Here is a 15,143-nt window from a genome sequence, read left to right on the forward strand (position 1 = left end):
TACAATGTTATAATAGCAATAATAAAGATATCTGCATTTTATGTACCAAACCCTTAGCTATTAGTGGTAGCGAGGGTTTCTTTGGTGTGGTTATTGTTGCCAAAATAATCTTAAATGTTATCTTTATTTTTAAGAAAGGGAGATATCTAATGAGAAAAACACTAGGCTTAAACCTTTTGATTTTAATATTATTAATCATTTTTACTTTAGGTTTTTTCACTAACATTTTTGGCAGTCTGACGATATATGGCATTGTTATTGTGCCGATTTTAATGCTAGCAATTGGGGGTTATGTGTTTATAATCAACTTCAAAAAGTATAACCAAAATGATTTCAATAATAATCATCGCTTAAAGTAAAATAGTGATTAATATAAATTCAAATGTTGACAAATTGAAAATATCCTTGTAGCATACTAGGTAATTACTTTTCGCAACTTAGGTTGCCGTTTGGAAGATAACGTAGCATATATGACATGTAGCACGAAGAAAGCTAATGGTTGATGGAAATTAGCACTGCATATAATGTGAATTGGGCTTTTAGATGTAATTAAAATTTATAATATATAAAGTGAACAAATAATTTGTTAACTAAGGTGGCACCACGGTAACGCGTCCTTACAGATATGCGTTAGTGTGGTGTTTTTATATACAAAAAATAAGAAAGCAAAATGAAGTAAGTGATGTAAAGGTAGCAAGCAGAAAGTTAGTGGTTGATGGAAACTAACACCTACATATACTGAAATTGGGTTTTGTTGGATAACAAATGAATAAATCAATGAGAGAGTAGATCAAAGCAAGCATATATCTACTAATTTAGGTGGTACCGCGCGTCAGCGTCCTTAACATGTTTAAGGATGCTGATTTTTTTATGAGGAGGAAAATAAAATGAAAGTGCAATATCAAAGATTAAATGCAGAAGTAACACCAGAAGCGTTAGCAAGATTAAAAGTAAATAAAATCGTATTAGAGAGTTCAGAACAATCGAAATTAAAAGGACGTTATTCTATAGTGATTTTCGATACGTATGGTTCAATCACGTTGGATAATGAAACAATGACTGTATGTACACCAGAAGAAAACAAAGTAGAACATGATCAACCTTATAAAAAAATGAAAGACTTAATTGATCAATATAAAGCAGAAATTGAAGACGAAGCATTAGCATTATTACCTTTTGTTTCTGGTTTTGTAGGATCATGTAGTTTTGATTTAGTAAGACATGAATTCCCAGTACTAAAACAAATCAATCTTGAAGATCATCCACAACATGATGCTAAGTTTCACATGGTTGAAGATGCATATATATTTGATCATTACAAAGAGCATTTATATGTTATTGCAACAAACTTATTTTCAAAAGAAAATGACGAACAATTAAAAGCACGTGTGGCTAAACGTGTAGAAGAATTAAAACAAATTACTATTTATCCATCTGAGCTTGAACATACAGCTACAGAAAAAGAGATCAAATCAAATATAGCACCAGAACATTTTATTAATACAATTAGTAAAATGAAGTCACTTATTCAACAAGGAGATATGTTCCAAGTTGTACCATCTATCGTTTATAGTTACGAACATCATTTTGGTCAACAATTACAAGCCATGTCTTATCAACTTTACCAAAATTTAAAACGTCAAAATCCAAGTCCATATATGTATTACTTGAATATGGATCAGCCGATTGTCGTTGGTAGTTCACCGGAAAGTTTTGTGAAAGTAAAAGGGCAAACCGTAGTGACTAATCCGATAGCCGGAACGATAAAACGAGGCGTTACTGAAGAAGAGGACCAAGCAAATGAAGCAAGTTTAAAAAACGATGAAAAAGAATTAAGTGAACATAGTATGCTCGTTGATTTAGGTAGAAATGATATTCATCGTGTAAGTGAAACAGGCACTTCGATAATCGGTAAATTAATGACAATTGAACGTTACGAACATGTGATGCACATCGTCAGTGAAGTTACTGGAAAACTTAATGATAATTATTCGCCGATGACAGTGATTGCAAGTTTATTACCCACAGGTACTGTATCAGGTGCACCAAAACTGAGAGCAATTCAACGTATTTATGAAGTACAACCACAAAAACGTGGCGTTTACAGTGGCGGTATTGGCTATATTAATTGTAATCACGATTTAGATTTCGCATTAGCGATCCGTACAATGATGATTGATGATACGCACATTAATGTAGAAGCAGGGTGTGGTGTGGTTTATGATTCAATTCCAGAAAAGGAACTTGAAGAGACAAAATTAAAAGCTAAAAGCTTATTGGAGGTTTCACCATGATACTTATAGTTGATAATTATGATTCATTTACTTATAACTTAGTAGATATGATTGCACAGAAAGAAGAAGTGATGATTAAATATCCGGATGACCCATCTATATATAATCTGAATATTGATGGTGTAATTATTTCACCTGGTCCAGGTCATCCATTAGATACAGATGATTTAATGCAAATCATTGATCATTATAAAAATAAACCAATTTTAGGCGTTTGCCTAGGGTCACAAGCATTAACTTGTTATCATGGTGGCGATGTCATCCAATGTGATTATATAAAACATGGTAAAAAAGACCAAATGCGTATCACAAAAGAAACTTTGTTATATACTGATATTCCAGAATATTCAGAAATTATGAGGTATCATTCATTGATGAGTAATCCTCAAACACTACCTGAAACATTGACAATAACGGCACAAACAGAAGATTGTATACAGTCATTTGAACATACACAATTTTTACATTATGGTATTCAATATCATCCAGAGTCATTTGCTACGGAACATGGTAAGCAAATCATTAATAACTTTTTAAACATAATGAAGGAGGTAACAGAAGATGGAGCTACAAACACAATTAAAACAATATAAACCACTCAACCAAGCACAAATGAATGAATTTATAGAATTACTTATTTCTAAAAATTTAGATGACAGCGTAAAAATAGAGTTACTCGAAAAGTTTTCTGAAAAAGAAACAACGCAAGAGGAGTTAACCTACATTTCAAATAGCTTAATTCATTCTATGTATTATGAACAACCATACTATCCTAATGGTATGTGTGTTTGTGGCACAGGTGGAGATAAATCAAATAGTTTTAATATATCTACAACCGTATCTTTTGTTATTGCTAGTGCAAGTGTACCCGTAATTAAGCATGGTAATAAGAGTGTCACTTCATCATCAGGGAGCACGGATTTGTTAAATGCAATGGATATTAAGACAAGCACTGTTGAAGAAACACCCAAACAATTAGACAACAATGGATTGGTCTTTTTAAATGCTACTGAAACATATCCTATAATGAAAAACATTCAACCTATCAGAAAAGCTATCAGCAACCCAACAATATTTAATATTACTGGCCCAATCATTAATCCTTTTAAATTGGATTATCAAGTAATGGGCGTTTACGAAACATCAAAATTAGAAAAAATTGCACAAACGTTAGCAGACTTAGGACGCAAAAAAGCAATCGTTGTATATGGTGCAAATGGTATGGATGAAGCTACATTATCTGGTGACAATATTATTTATGAAGTAACAGCAAATGAAGAAATTAAACAATATACGCTAAATGCAACAGATGTTGGCTTAGATTATGCGTCAAACGAAGCACTAGTTGGAGGCACGCCACAAGATAACTTAGAAATTACGAAGCATATATTAAATGGAACAAATCGTAGTGCTAAGAGAGATGTTGTTATCTTGAATGCAGGCATCGCACTTTACGTAGCAGAAAAAGCTGAAACAATAGAAGATGGTGTGAAAACAGCACAAGAACTAATAGAAAGTGGTAAAGCTTTAGAGCAATATAATAAAATGGGAGGCAAAACGTATGACTATATTGGATGAGATTGTAACATATAAAAGAGGTTTACTAGAACAAGGATATTATGAAGATAAATTATCAACATTAGAAGCAGTGGATATTTCGTATAAAAAAACATTCCAATCACAATTAGACGATTCAAATCAACTTGGGGTGATTGCTGAAATTAAATCTAAAAGTCCGACGCTTGATGGGTTGCCAGCAAGAGACTTAGCGCAACAGGTGAAAGATTACGAAGCACATGGTGCGAATGCAGTTTCTATATTAACTGATGAGCACTATTTTGGTGGTAGCTACGAACGTTTACAAGTATTGACAACAGAAACATCATTACCAGTATTATGTAAAGATTTTGTGGTAGATCCTATTCAAATTGATGTTGCTAAAAAAGCAGGCGCTTCGATTATATTACTCATCGTTAACGTTTTGACAGACACAGAATTAAGAAAACTATATAAATACGCTATTTCTCAAAATTTAGAAGTGCTTGTAGAAGTTCATGATAAAGAAGAATTGGCACGTGCATATAAACTAGACCCGAAAATTATTGGTGTGAATAATAGAGACTTAAAACGTTTCATTACAGATGTTTTGCATACAAATGAGATTTTAGAAGATAAAAAAACGGGTTATTACTATATTTCAGAAAGTGGTATCAAAGATGAGCAAGATGTTCAAAATATCGTTAATTCGGGTATAGACGGTTTATTAATCGGTGAATCATTAATGAAATGTGATGACTTAAGTCAATTTTTACCAGGTCTAAAGTTAGACAAGGTACAACGATGAAGTTAAAGTTTTGTGGCTTTTGCACATTAGCCGATGTAAACAAAGCAAAGGACTTAAATATTGATGCAATGGGATTTATTCATTTTCCAAAGAGTAAAAGATATGTGGATATTGCAACCATTAAACAATTGACTGAAGTTATACCTGATGAAAAAGAAAAAGTAGTCATCGTTGTCGATCCAGATTATGATACGATTACCAATTTGATAGAGCAGACGCAGATTTCAACCATCCAGCTTCATGGTAATGAACCGTTAGAAATAGTACATTTTATCAAGAAAACTAATCCAAATATTAAAATTATCAAAGCCTTACCCGCAACAGATCAGCAAACATTAACGACAGCCATTAATTACTATAAAGATGCTGTTGATATGTTTATTATTGATACACCATCGAAGTCTTATGGTGGCACAGGTATTGTATATGATTGGGAAATTTTAAAAACGATTAAAAATGTTAACTATCTAATCGCAGGCGGTATGAACTATGACAATATACAAGCTGTAGCATCTTTAGATTTAGCACATCAAGGCTATGATATCGCTAGTGGAATAGAAACAAATAATGAAAAAGATATGGAAAAAATGACAGCAATTATTAAACTCGTAAAAGGAGCAAATTAATTATGAATAAAGACATACAAACAGAAGCAGATGAATTTGGTTTCTTCGGTACTTACGGTGGTCAATACGTACCAGAAACGTTAATGCCAGCAATCCAAGAATTAAAAAAAGCTTATCAAGAAGCAAAAGCAGACCCGAAATTTCAAGAAGAATTAGATGGTTACCTAAAAGATTACGTAGGTCGTGAAACGCCATTGACATATGCTAACTCATATACAGAAGCGCTTGGTGGCGCAAAAATTTATTTAAAACGTGAAGATTTAAATCACACTGGTGCACACAAAATAAACAACGCGTTAGGTCAAGCGCTATTAGCCAAAAGAATGGGTAAAAATAAACTTGTTGCTGAAACAGGCGCAGGTCAACATGGCGTTGCGAGTGCGACGGTTGCTGCATTATTTGATATGGAACTCGTAGTATTTATGGGTGAAGAAGATATTAAAAGACAATCGTTAAACGTATTTAGAATGGAATTGTTAGGTGCGAAAGTTGAATCTGTAACTGAAGGACAAGGTACATTATCAGATGCGGTGAATAAAGCATTACAATACTGGGTAAGTCATGTAGATGATACGCATTATTTATTAGGTTCAGCTTTAGGACCAGATCCATTTCCAACTATTGTAAGAGATTTCCAAAAAATTATAGGTACAGAAATCAAAGCTCAAATTCAAGAAAAAGAAGGGCGTTTACCAGATGCAATTGTAGCTTGTGTTGGTGGTGGATCTAATGCCATTGGTACATTCTATCCATTCATTCAAGATGATGTGAAATTATATGGCGTAGAAGCTGCAGGTGAAGGTTATGATACAAATAGACATGCACTAGCGATTAATAAAGGTAAAGAAGGCGTATTACACGGTACTAAAATGTATCTCATTCAAGACGAAAATGGTCAAATTCAACAAGCACATTCTATATCTGCAGGCTTAGATTATCCTGGTGTTGGACCTGAACATTCTTATTATCACGATATAGGCAGAGTGAAGTTTGCTACTGCAAGTGATAAACAAGCGATGGATGCTTTAGTTAGATTTACAAAAGCTGAAGGTATTATTCCAGCTATAGAAAGTGCGCACGCATTAAGCTATGTAGAAACGTTAGCACCAGCGATGGGCAAAGATGACATTCTTGTTGTTACAGTTTCAGGACGTGGCGATAAAGATATGGAAACAATTAGAAATTATATGAAAGAAGGCGGTGATTCTAATGCGTAAACTATTTATTCCATATATTATGGGTAATAAATCTTTTATTGAAAATCTTAAGACAGTCAGTGATGCAGGTGCTGATATTGTTGAAGTAGGTGTACCATTTTCAGACCCAGTGGCTGATGGACCGGTTATTATGGACGCTGGTAGCAAAGCCATAGAAGAGGGCGTCAATATTCAGTATATTTTAGATCAACTTACTGAACATCGTGACTCAATATCAAGTAAATATGTATTAATGACTTATTATAATATTATTAATTTTTATGGAGAAGATGCATTTTTTAAAGCTTGTGAAAAAGCAGGCGTCTACGGTTTAATCATTCCTGATTTGCCGCATGAACTTGTTCAACAATTAAAAGAACGTCATCCTGACAGAAAAGTGAATATTATTCCTCTAATAGCTATGACAACGTCTGAAGAACGTAGTAATCAAATTGCTAAAGATGCAGAAGGATTTATTTATACAGTAACAATGAATGGGACAACAGGAGAAAATGGTAAGTTCCATCCTGAACTTAAAGATAGGATTAAGCATATAAAATCAATTTCTACTGTACCCGTGGTTGCAGGATTTGGTATTCGTACACCAGAGCATGTATCAGATATCATAGAAGCTTCAGATGGCGTTGTTATAGGTAGTGAAATTGTTAAACGATTAGGACAAGATACAAAAGCAGACACAGTTAGTTATTTTAACTCTATTAGAAGTGCACTTGATAAAAAAAGTGAATAAAGCATTGCGTGTGTAAGAGTTTGTAATTACGGGTATGCTAACAAAAGAGAATATATTTTTGAGGTGAACAGCATGTAATTTAAAGTCATGCAATTTCAAAGAAATTAATATAACTATTCTCTTATTTTTAAAAAGAGGTGACATAATTTGAGTAAAAAAGTCTTATTTATCATAACAAGTGTAAATCAATTTGAAGATGGTACACCAACAGGATTATGGTTAGAAGAAGCAAGTGAACCTTATGATATATTAACGGAAGCAAATATTAATGTAGATATCGCTACAATAAATGGTGGCGAAGTCCCATTAGATCCTAATTCAACACAGAATGGTGAGCTTAATAAATATAAATCATTTGTTGATCAAACAAAATCAACATCGAGTATAGAAGATATAGATGTGAGTCAATACGACGCCGTATATTTACCAGGAGGCCATGGCACTGTATTTGATTTTGCACATAATCAGAAGTTAGCTTCAGTACTTGCTGACTTTAAAGCAGATGATAAAATCATTGCATCTGTATGTCATGGACCGAGTGCTTTTGTCGGTGCTAAAGATAAGAAAGGTAACTTCCTTGTGAAGGGCGTGACATTAACTGCATTTACAGATGAAGAAGAACGTGCTATGGGTTTTGAGGAAAAAGTACCTTTCTTAACTCAGACAGAATTAGAAAACCAGGGCGTTAAATTTGTAACTCAGGACAACTTTACTGAACACGTGGAAACAGATAATCAATTTATTACTGGGCAAAATCCACAATCAAGCGTAGCAATAGGTAAAACATTACGAGACGTTTTAAATTAGAACAATCGTATCATAGAGACATGATGGTTAACCATCATGTCTCTAATTATAAAGAAAACTGGAAAACTTATTAAGTTTTCCAGTTTTTGTTGTTATAATTATGGGCAAAAGTGTTTAATTGCTTATTCTTTGTTAAAATAAAAGTAGTGATATAATAAGTCATACATAAAGTTCATGTATAATGAATTTTTAGGCTATTGATTTAGTTTTATAAATGGATATTGTATAATAACTAAGATTGAAGATTAAACTCGAATAAAAATAGAATTATAAACAAATAGGAGTATACTAAATGAAATTTACGAATTTAACTGCTAAAGAGTTCGGCACATTTACAGATAATATGCCAAATAGCCACTTTACACAAATGGTAGGAAACTATGAATTGAAAATCGCAGAAAGTACAGAAACACACTTAGTTGGTATTAAAAATAATGAAAATGAAGTCATTGCAGCGTGTTTACTTACTGCAGTACCCGTAATGAAGTTTTTCAAGTATTTTTACACAAACAGAGGACCTGTTATAGATTTTGAAAATAAAGAACTTGTTCATTACTTCTTTAATGAATTAACTAAATACGTTAAAAAATATAAAGGTTTACATTTAAGAGTGGATCCTTATTTAGCTTATCAATATCGTAACCATGATGGAGAAGTGCTAGAAAATGCTGGTCATGATTGGTTTTTCGACAAAATGAAACAATTAGGGTACAAACACCAAGGATTTTTAACTGGTTTTGATCCAATTCTTCAGATCAGATTTCATTCCGTATTAGATTTAGCAGATAAAACAGCTAAAGATGTACTGAATGGTATGGACAGTTTGCGTAAACGTAATACGAAAAAAGTTCAAAAGAATGGTGTTAAAGTAAGATTCTTAGAAGAAAAAGAATTGCCAATCTTCCGTTCATTTATGGAAGATACATCTGAATCAAAAGAATTTGATGATAGGGAAGATAGCTTTTATTATAATAGAATGAGATATTATAAGAATCGTATCTTGGTACCATTAGCTTATATGGACTTTGATGAATATATCGAAGAATTACAATCAGAGCGTGAAGTCTTAAGTAAAGATATTAACAAGGCAATTAAAGATATAGAAAAAAGACCTGAAAATAAAAAAGCTTATAATAAGAGAGATAATTTAGAGCAACAGCTTATTGCAAACCAACAAAAAATTGAAGAAGCGCAATCGCTACAGGCTGAACATGGTAATGAATTACCAATTTCTGCAGCTTACTTTATTATTAATCCTTATGAAGTGGTTTACTATGCAGGTGGCACTTCAAATGAATTTAGACACTTTGCTGGTAGCTATGCGATTCAGTGGGCGATGATTAATTACGCTATTGATCACAATATTGATAGATATAACTTCTACGGTATCAGCGGTAATTTCACAGAAGATGCGGAAGATGCAGGGGTAGTGAAATTCAAGAAAGGATTTAATGCTGAAGTAGTTGAATATGTTGGGGATTTTGTAAAACCTATTAATAAGCCAATGTACAAAATTTATACGACATTAAAAAAATTAAAAGATATTAAGAAGTAGATATAAATTATAGAAGGGAACTAAGCTAGAATGAAATTTACAGAGTTAACCGTCAAAGAGTATGACAATTTTGTACAAAACCCGGCATTAGAGAGCCATTACTTTCAAGTAAAAGAAAATATTGCGACAAGAGAAGAAGATGGATTTCAAGTTGTACTATTAGGCTTAAAAGATGACGACAATCAGGTTATTGCTGCTAGTCTTTTCTCTAAAATTCCTACAATGGGGAGCTATGTTTATTATTCTAATCGGGGTCCAGTTATGGATTACAATGATTTAGGTTTAGTAGATTTCTATTTACGTGAATTAGACAATTATCTTCAACATCATAATTGTCTATATGTCAAAATGGACCCGTACTGGATTTATAAAATATACGATAAAGATATCAATCCATTGCCAGAACCAGATAAGAACGATGCATTAGTTAATTTATTTAAATCTCATGGATATACACATCATGGCTTTACGACTAAATATGATACATCTAGCCAAGTAAGATGGATGGGTGTATTGAACTTAGATGGTCAAACACCAGCTTCTCTAAAAAAACAATTTGATAGCCAAAGAAAACGGAATATCAATAAAGCAATTAATTTTGGCATTAAAGTTAGATTGTTAAATAGGGATGAATTCGGTCTTTTCTTAGATCTTTATCGAGAAACTGAAAAACGTGCTGGCTTCGTATCTAAAACAAATGAATATTTCTATAATTTCATTGATAATTATGGTGATAAAGCATTAATACCTTTAGCATATATAGACTTGAATGAATATATTGAAAATACACAAGAGAGTATTAATGATAAAGAAACACGTAGAGATCAAATCATGCAGAATGAAAATAAATCAGATAAGCAGTTGAAGAAAATTACAGAACTGGATAAACAAATAGAGCACGATAAAAAAGAGTTAATGCATGCAAGTGAATTAAGATTAACAGATGGTGCTATATTAAATTTAGCTGCTGGTGTTTATTTTGCAAATGCATATGAGGTGAACTACTTCTCTGGTGGCTCATCAGAAAAATACAATCAATATATGGGACCTTATATGATGCACTGGTACATGTTGAACTATTGTTTTGACAATGGTTATGGTCGTTATAATTTCTATGGTTTATCAGGCGACTTCACTGAAAATAGTGAAGATTACGGCGTATATCGCTTTAAACGTGGATTTAATGTGCAAATTGAAGAATTAATCGGCGACTTTTATAAACCAATTAAGAAAACAAAATATTGGTTATTTAATACGTTGAATAACGTTAGAAAAAAAGTTAAAAAATAACATAAAAAAGAAAGCATACTGCTATGAAGCCCTAATCAGTATGCTTTCTTTCGTTCTGAAGTTAGTTATATTAGGATGGCAATTCCAATATAACAATGAACTAAATGTGGGAAAGTCTGAGATGTTAATTCTTGTTGTTTTCCACATTTTTTAGTATAGCATAGGATTTTAGCAATGCAAGAACCTTACACTATAATAATTTTATAGTAAAAATTATTTTTATAACATATTTAAAGTAATATATATAATGGTTATAAAAGTGCAAAAGGCACACTACAAGTCGACTTGTAGTGTGCCTTTTTGGCATAATTCATCAAAAATACGGCCTATTTTTAATGAATTATTTGCAAGTTATGGATCTTTAAGATAATGCTCCAAAGATATAAGTTATACCAATAATAAAGAACACTGCACTCATAAAGATAGCAACTATAATTGCCGCCATAAGTGGATTAAACAGTAAAATAATACCGAAAACAATTGTAATAATATTTAAAATAACGGATACAATATGAAAACCTTTATTTAATTTTTCAAGTGGCGTTACCGTAAACATATTAAACAACGCATTTATAATAAACCAAACAGCAAATAAATAAACAATAAATGTCGTACTTGTAACGATATTAAATAAAATCAATAACCCCAAAATAATATTAATCATCCCAAGTATAAGTACCATGATTGAGGCATTCTTATTTGATTTTTTCATTACACGACGAACGAAAATTTCTAAAAAACCGTTAATAATAAATAGTAGGCCTATGAGCCATGTAATAGCGAATAAGTTTTCTTCAGGAAAACTTAAAATAAACACGCCAATAATTAGAAAAATGACGCCAATCACTAAACTCGACCATTTGATACGGGAACGTTCTTGCATAAAATTTCACTCCTAAATGAATCTCTAAATATTATATACCCAAATGACAGAAAAGAACACGTTTTTAATAGGTTCCTATATTTATGTTATGTAACCCTATAAATGTATAGTTTTAATAAAAGACCTTTTTTCTAAGGATTGCTATAGTAACGAAGGATGAGTCAAAAAATAGCAAGATTAAAACATTAGGTATTATTTAATCTTAAAAGTCTAAGACCATTAAAAATATGGTGCTGAGAAGTCGATTTCTGAGCATTTAAATATGCGTTTGTTGGTCTATATCCATATATGCACACGTGTAATTGTGAGTTTATATTTGATATATACAATAACTAATAAAGTAAAACAATATTCTAAACTCCGTATAGCTCAAACATGTTTTGAGCTGCGTATGAGGTCTAGAAACGTTAAGTGGCATAATGTTATGTATGTAAAAACTAAAATAGGATTAAAATTAGTAAATAACTAATTCATAGTAAATATGTTAATAAATGCTATATAAGATATGTAACTTTTAAAATTCATTTTTAGTTTACATAATATATATTATAGGAAGTTATTAATACTTGAAATAAAATACCCTAATTGTTAAATCACTACCTATTACGTTATATAAGTTTGTTAATGTAATCATTCTTTCAATTACTTTGATGTAATTTCTTATAGTCCATTGTGTGTGTATTGAGTGATATGTTTATAGATTTAATACTCTAATATTTTACTTTACTGATAATATCAAATTATCGACTTTATTATATTGGCTTAAACTTCATAAATGCTATGATTTAAATTTTCATATAACGATTTGTTAAATCATATTCAAAAATTTACTTAAAATCACTTAATGATGTTATTAAAAACATCAGCTTGAATTTAAGTATAAAATTAAAAAATAAACTGTAACTTAGGATATAGCTACAGTTTATTTTTTAATTTTGTTTATAATCTTCTAATTCATCTTTTGCGATGCCACCACGTTTGCGTATTTCTTTTCTAGCTTTCTTTTCGCGGCGTTTACGTCTCCAGTTACGTGTCATGTACCATATGATAAAGCTTAGGATTAAACTTAAAATAGTCATAAACGCAGCAAAACCTAATAAAGGTTCATATGTAATGTCTTGGAAATTCGGTATTAAAAATGCTGCTATTGCTAATACTACTAATGTTAAGATTGGTGCAGTAAACCATTTATTTAATACAAGATTACAAAATAGCGTTACTAATATGACAGCAACTACAGTAATCCATAAAAAATTAGGCATATCAAAAATCGTCATTTATTCCTCTCCTTTTTATTTAATATTTATACTTTACTTACATTATATATATTATACTATATTTTCTATATATACACATTCGGTCTTGAGCAGTATAATTTTATATTAAATTAATATAAAATATGTGTCAATCTAATTTGCTCTATTGTTCCCCACTTTTAACATAGATAAACTTTCGGTTATCATTTATGCGGGTCATTCATGTATAATTAACTGTGAATACAATATAAATGTAGAGGAGTAGATTATATGGCTGAAACACTACCATTTAGAAATAATGTTCCAATTGAAGAAACATGGGACGTAACTGACTTATTTAGTTCTGACGATGCATTTTATAACACGTTGAATGATACATTAGAACAAGCCAAGGCATTTAATCAACAATATACAGAGCACTTATATGAAGTGGATATTGTTGAAGATGCACTGGATGCATATTCTGAACTATTAATTCAATTAGATCGAATGGCAAATTATGCTGAGTTAAGATTGAGCGTTGATACAGCTAATGAACATGCACAGACATTAAGCGCAAAATTATCTACATCTTATGGAAAAATCGCTAGTGAACTTTCATTTGTAGTTTCAGAAATTTTAAAGCTATCTGATCAAACACTAGAACAACTTATTAAAATATCGAAGTATCCACATTTTTTAACGAAATTAAAAGCTAATAAGGCGCATCAATTATCTCCAGAAGTTGAAAAAGTATTAGCAAGCTTGTCCCCTACTTTTGAGAGCGCTTTTGAACTTTATGGAACTACAAAAATGTTGGATATTGATTTTGAATCATTCGAATATAATCATCAAACATATTCTTTAGATTATGCTACTTTTGAGAATGAATATGAAGATAATCCAAATGAAACGTTTAGAAGAATAAGTTTCAAACATTTTAGTAATGCTTTAAGTAAATATCAGCATACGACAGCAGCGACTTATAATATGCAAGTACAACAAGAGAAAATTGAAGCAGATTTAAGAGGATATGATTCTGTTATTGATTATTTACTACAAGATCAAGAAGTGACTCGAGACATGTTTAACAGACAAATTGATGTAATAATGAGTGATTTAGCACCTATCATGCAAAAATATGCGAAGTTAGTCAAACGTGTCCATGGCTTAGATGTGATGCATTTTGAAGATTTAAAAGTTTCTATTGATCCAAATTACGAGCCGGAAATTTCAATAGAAGATTCTAAGCAATATATTTATGGTGCTTTAAATATACTTGGTGAAGATTATTTGAAAATGGTTGAAGCTGCTTATAAAGATAGATGGATAGATTTTGCACAAAACAAAGGTAAAGAAACGGGTGCCTATTGTGCGAGTCCATATACTTCACACTCATATGTCTTTATATCATGGACTGGTAAAATGACTGAAACCTTCGTTTTAGCGCATGAATTAGGTCATGCTGGTCACTTTACTTTAGCACAGGAACATCAAAATTATTTAGAATCAGAAGCTTCGATGTATTTTGTAGAAGCACCTTCTACTATGAATGAAATGCTTATGGCGAACTACTTATTTGAAAATAGTAATGATGCTAAATTTAAACGTTGGGTGACAGGTTCTATCATTTCAAGAACGTATTATCATAATATGGTTACGCATTTACTTGAAGCTGCTTTTCAACGTGAGGTTTATAATAAAGTCGATCAAGGTGAATCATTAACTGCACCAGTACTTAATGACATTATGCTTCATGTCTATAGCCAATTCTTTGGAGACAGCGTGAAACTTACTGAAGGCACAGAGCTAACTTGGATGAGACAACCACATTATTATATGGGTTTATATTCATATACGTATTCAGCGGGCTTAACGATTGGTACTGTGATGTCTCAACGTATTCAAAATGAAGGACAACCAGCTGTTGATGCTTGGTTAGATACATTGAAAGCTGGAGGTAGTAAATCACCAGTAGATTTAGCCGAAATTGCAGGTATTGATATCCGCACTGAACAACCACTAAAATCAACAATTGGATATATTGGCCAACTTGTTGATGAACTAGAAACATTAACTGATGAAATTGAAAAGAAATAACCTATAATTAAATTTAAAACAAAAAGCACAATGGCTTTATAAAGCCATTGTGCTTTTATTAT

The 15,143-nt window shown here is 31.6% G+C and carries 14 protein-coding genes; 12 read left to right on the forward strand and 2 right to left on the reverse strand.

Annotated elements, in window-relative coordinates; all coding sequences use genetic code 11:
• Window positions 1-149: 149 nt before the first annotated feature.
• The 11 genes from ACA31_RS04320 to ACA31_RS04370 all read left to right on the forward strand — a co-directional run bounded on the left by ACA31_RS04320 (window position 150) and on the right by ACA31_RS04370 (window position 10,863).
• Complete coding sequence (locus tag ACA31_RS04320) at window positions 150-359, forward strand: hypothetical protein (protein WP_057512137.1); 210 nt, start codon at window positions 150-152, stop codon at window positions 357-359.
• Between the two features lie 528 nt (window positions 360-887).
• Window positions 888-2,294 carry an anthranilate synthase component I gene (locus ACA31_RS04325; protein ID WP_057512138.1) on the forward strand — a complete coding sequence of 469 codons (1,407 nt, stop codon included), beginning with the start codon at window positions 888-890 and terminating at the stop codon, window positions 2,292-2,294.
• The gene (locus ACA31_RS04330) at window positions 2,291-2,887 is read left to right on the forward strand and encodes an anthranilate synthase component II (RefSeq protein ID WP_057512139.1); all 597 of its coding nucleotides are present in this window, start codon (window positions 2,291-2,293) and stop codon (window positions 2,885-2,887) included. The genes ACA31_RS04325 and ACA31_RS04330 overlap by 4 nt, the downstream gene beginning before the upstream one ends.
• Window positions 2,856-3,872: an anthranilate phosphoribosyltransferase gene (trpD, locus tag ACA31_RS04335; RefSeq protein WP_057512140.1), complete on the forward strand. Its 1,017-nt coding sequence runs from the start codon at window positions 2,856-2,858 to the stop codon at window positions 3,870-3,872. Before ACA31_RS04330 ends, trpD begins: the two co-directional genes overlap by 32 nt.
• Window positions 3,856-4,638 carry an indole-3-glycerol phosphate synthase TrpC gene (gene trpC / locus ACA31_RS04340; protein WP_057512141.1) on the forward strand — a complete coding sequence of 261 codons (783 nt, stop codon included), beginning with the start codon at window positions 3,856-3,858 and terminating at the stop codon, window positions 4,636-4,638. Before trpD ends, trpC begins: the two co-directional genes overlap by 17 nt.
• Window positions 4,635-5,264: a phosphoribosylanthranilate isomerase gene (locus ACA31_RS04345; protein ID WP_057512142.1), complete on the forward strand. Its 630-nt coding sequence runs from the start codon at window positions 4,635-4,637 to the stop codon at window positions 5,262-5,264. The genes trpC and ACA31_RS04345 overlap by 4 nt, the downstream gene beginning before the upstream one ends.
• 2 nt (window positions 5,265-5,266) lie before the next feature.
• Window positions 5,267-6,481 carry a tryptophan synthase subunit beta gene (trpB, locus tag ACA31_RS04350; RefSeq protein WP_057512143.1) on the forward strand — a complete coding sequence of 405 codons (1,215 nt, stop codon included), beginning with the start codon at window positions 5,267-5,269 and terminating at the stop codon, window positions 6,479-6,481.
• The gene (trpA, locus tag ACA31_RS04355; protein WP_057512144.1) at window positions 6,474-7,211 is read left to right on the forward strand and encodes a tryptophan synthase subunit alpha; all 738 of its coding nucleotides are present in this window, start codon (window positions 6,474-6,476) and stop codon (window positions 7,209-7,211) included. Before trpB ends, trpA begins: the two co-directional genes overlap by 8 nt.
• Window positions 7,212-7,358: 147 nt before the next feature.
• A complete protein-coding gene (locus ACA31_RS04360; RefSeq protein ID WP_057512145.1) occupies window positions 7,359-8,018 on the forward strand; it encodes a type 1 glutamine amidotransferase domain-containing protein in 660 nt (219 codons plus the stop codon).
• 292 nt (window positions 8,019-8,310) lie between these two features.
• Window positions 8,311-9,573 (forward strand): aminoacyltransferase, encoded by a 1,263-nt coding sequence (locus tag ACA31_RS04365; protein WP_057512146.1) that lies wholly within the window; start codon window positions 8,311-8,313, stop codon window positions 9,571-9,573.
• A 30-nt stretch (window positions 9,574-9,603) separates the two neighbouring features.
• A complete protein-coding gene (locus ACA31_RS04370; protein WP_057512147.1) occupies window positions 9,604-10,863 on the forward strand; it encodes an aminoacyltransferase in 1,260 nt (419 codons plus the stop codon).
• A gap of 361 nt (window positions 10,864-11,224) precedes the next feature.
• Here the strand turns inward: ACA31_RS04370 and ACA31_RS04375 are convergent, their stop codons facing one another.
• Entirely contained in the window at window positions 11,225-11,746 is a 522-nt protein-coding gene (locus ACA31_RS04375) for an HdeD family acid-resistance protein (protein ID WP_057512148.1), read from the reverse strand.
• A gap of 929 nt (window positions 11,747-12,675) precedes the next feature.
• Entirely contained in the window at window positions 12,676-13,023 is a 348-nt protein-coding gene (locus tag ACA31_RS04380) for a hypothetical protein (protein WP_057512149.1), read from the reverse strand.
• Window positions 13,024-13,272: 249 nt separating this feature from the next.
• Here ACA31_RS04380 and pepF point away from each other — a divergent pair, with 249 nt between their 5' ends.
• The gene (gene pepF / locus ACA31_RS04385; protein WP_057512150.1) at window positions 13,273-15,081 is read left to right on the forward strand and encodes an oligoendopeptidase F; all 1,809 of its coding nucleotides are present in this window, start codon (window positions 13,273-13,275) and stop codon (window positions 15,079-15,081) included.
• The last annotated feature ends 62 nt before the right edge of the window (window positions 15,082-15,143 follow it).

Origin of the sequence: Staphylococcus sp. NAM3COL9, assembly GCF_001431205.1 — a bacterium.
Taxonomy (GTDB): Bacteria; Bacillota; Bacilli; order Staphylococcales; family Staphylococcaceae; genus Staphylococcus.